Raw genomic sequence first — 521 nt, 5'->3', positions numbered from 1 at the left:
GTCTGGGTCGACGATGAGGCGCGCGGTGCCGGGCTCGGGCGGCGCATGGTGCAATGGTTCGTCGATCATCCGCGCTATCACGGCATTCGACGGGTCGCCCTGGTCACACGCGACGCGCACGGCGTTTACGCAGCACTTGGGTTCCACGCGCCGATCCGACCGGAAAACTATATGGAACGGCTCGATCCGGTATTTGCGGCGAGCCTGCGGTCATGACATTGCGCCCCGATCTCGCGATCATTGCCGACCATGTCGCACCCGGCAGCCGCATTCTCGATGTCGGCTGCGGTGACGGCGCGCTGATGGCGGCATTGCGCGACGCCAAGGGTGTCGATGCGCGCGGACTGGAGCTCGATTCGGCGAATGTGGCAGCGGCGGTGTCGCGGGGGCTGTCGGTAATCCAGGGCGATGCCGATATCGATCTGGCGGATTATCCCGATGCGAGCTTCGATTACGCAATCCTAAGCCAGACTTTGCAGACCGCGCGCCGCCCGGACGTGGTGCTCGATCATTTGCTTCGC

At 64.5% G+C, this 521-nt stretch carries 2 protein-coding genes; both read left to right on the top strand.

The annotated features are described in order from the left end of the window. Positions 1 to 216 (top strand): GNAT family N-acetyltransferase (locus AACY45_RS27895; protein ID WP_339548701.1); only part of this gene is annotated, 216 nt, incomplete at its 5' end. Beyond that, positions 213 to 521 (top strand): methionine biosynthesis protein MetW (locus AACY45_RS27890; protein WP_339548699.1); only part of this gene is annotated, 309 nt, incomplete at its 3' end. The genes AACY45_RS27895 and AACY45_RS27890, both read left to right, overlap by 4 nt.

This window comes from Pseudomonas sp. RA_35y_Pfl2_P32, from assembly GCF_963970735.1.
Taxonomy (GTDB): domain Bacteria; phylum Pseudomonadota; class Gammaproteobacteria; order Pseudomonadales; family Pseudomonadaceae; genus Aquipseudomonas.
The sequence above is the reverse complement of the archived record's forward strand: the minus strand, read 5'-3'. Positions and strand labels throughout refer to the sequence as shown.